Raw genomic sequence first — 2315 nt, forward strand, 5'->3', positions numbered from 1 at the left:
AAACACTACAACCCATTGGCGTAGCCGGCGAACTCCATATTGGCGGCGCGGGTCTCGCCCGTGGCTATTTAAACCGTCCCGACCTTACCGCAGAAAAGTTTATTCCTAACCCTTTCAGCGACGATCCCCATGCCCGCCTGTACCGCACCGGGGATCTGGTGCGTTGGCTGCCGGATGGAAACCTGGAATTCCTCGGCCGCATCGATCATCAGGTCAAGATCCGCGGCTTTCGCATTGAGCTTGGGGAAATCGAGGCGGTTTTACTGCAGCATGAGGCGGTCCGGGAGGCCGTTGTGGTTGCCCGCGAGGAACAGGGCGATAAACGTCTGGTGGCGTATGTAATCACCGAGACTGGCAGTAGCTTGGCTGAAGAGCAATTATCCCGAGAATTAAGACGCACCATTACGCAACAATTGCCTGACTACATGACGCCCTCGGCGTTTGTAATCCTGGATTCACTGCCGCTAACGCCCAACGGCAAAGTCGATCGCAACGCCCTGCCGGCCCCGGACTACGCTGCTTCGGCGGATGAGTTTGTGGCGCCGGTTACCACCACGGAATGCAAACTAGCTGACATCTGGCGATCACTGCTGCAGATCGACCGCCCCATCAGCGCCAGCGCTAACTTTTTTGAGTCGGGGGGACACTCCCTATTAGCTATTCGCCTGGTCGCTCTCATTCGGGAGGTTTTTTCTGTGGGAGTGACGGTCAAGGACTTGTTCAACACACCGCATCTGTCTGAGATCGCCGCATTAATTGAGCAAAGCGTTCCAACCGCACCCAAAGCGCCCGCCATTACGCCGAGAGATCCGCAGATCACGGAACTCCCGCTGTCCTATGCGCAGCAGCGCTTATGGTTTATTGACCAGATGGAAGGCGGCAGCGCGCACTACAATATGCCCGGCGCGCTCATGCTGGAAGGTCGCTTGAATTTAGCCGCATTAAACCAGGCCTTATCCACAATCTTCGAGCGTCACGAGAGTCTGCGCACCTGTTTCACCACAGTCGATGGCCGGGCCCATCAACAGATCATGCCACCTCCCGCCGATTGGAGTCTTGAGGTAGTAGATTTGCGCGCCTTGAATGCCTCTGAATTACAAGAAGCAACTAAACAACTCCAATTAGCCGAAGCCTCAAAACCTTTTGATTTAAGCCGCGACTATCTGCTGCGCGGGCAGTTACTACAGCTTGCCGATCAGCGCGCCTTGTTACTGCTGACCATGCATCATATCGCTTCCGATGGCTGGTCAATCGGCGTATTGATCCGTGAGCTGAACGCCTTATATACGGCCTTCACCCAAGGGCAATCTATCCCCCTGCCTCCGTTAGGCGTCCAATATGCGGACTACGCCCTGTGGCAACGGGACTATTTACAGGGCGAAGCGCTAGAGCAGCAGGGGGCGTACTGGCGAGACCAGCTGCAAGGGCTGCCAGATGTACATCAGTTGCCTTTGGACCACCCGCGTCCGTCAGTGCAGACCTTTGACGGGGCCGCTTATCACTGCGTCATCGACAACACCCTTAGTGACGCATTCAACCGCTATTGCGTCAGTCGCGGGGCCACGCTGTTTATGGGGTTACATGCGGCGTTTTCCGTGTTGTTGAGCCGCTACAGCGGCGAAACGGATATTGTGGTCGGCTCCCCTGTCGCCAATCGCGAGCAAGGAGAAGTCGCGTCACTTATCGGCTTCTTTGTGAATACGCTGGTTATGCGTGCGGATCTATCTGATAACCCAACCTTCGACGCATTGCTCCAGCAGTGCAGGCAAACGGCGTTGGAGGCCTACGCCCATCAACAGGTTCCCTTTGAGCAGCTGGTCGAAGCGCTACAGCCCGCCCGCCGTCTCAGCCATCACCCGTTATTTCAGGTGATGCTCGCCTTGCAAAACAACCAGCAAGAAACTCTGTCCCTGCCCGAACTGACCCTATCGATGCAAACGCCGGAGTTCACGATAGCCAAGTTTGACTTGACCTTGCATGTAGCAGAAGACACAGAAGGACTGAGGCTGGATTGGGAATACAACACCCAACTGTTCGAAGCCGCGACCATTCAGCGCATGGCGAGCCATTTCCAGCAGCTGCTCACGGAAATCGTCGCCAAACCGGATCAATCGATCAACGCCTACTCATTGCTTACTCAGCAGGAAGCCCAGCAACTGCTCATCGACTGGAACCAAACCGCCGCGCCCTACCCGGCCGAACAATGCATCCATGAGTTGTTTGAAGCCCAGGCGGCGAAATCCCCGAACGCCGTGGCTGTAATGTTTGAAGACAGCGCGTTGACCTATGGCGAACTCAACCGACGCGCCAATCAG

At 56.0% G+C, this 2315-nt stretch carries 1 protein-coding gene; it reads left to right on the forward strand.

Annotated elements, in window-relative coordinates:
• The coding region (locus tag ONV78_RS31795; protein ID WP_279508606.1) for a condensation domain-containing protein at positions 1-2315 on the forward strand (2315 nt) is incomplete at both ends.

The sequence above is a fragment of the Hahella sp. CR1 genome, from assembly GCF_029813005.1.
GTDB lineage: Bacteria > Pseudomonadota > Gammaproteobacteria > Pseudomonadales > Oleiphilaceae > Hahella.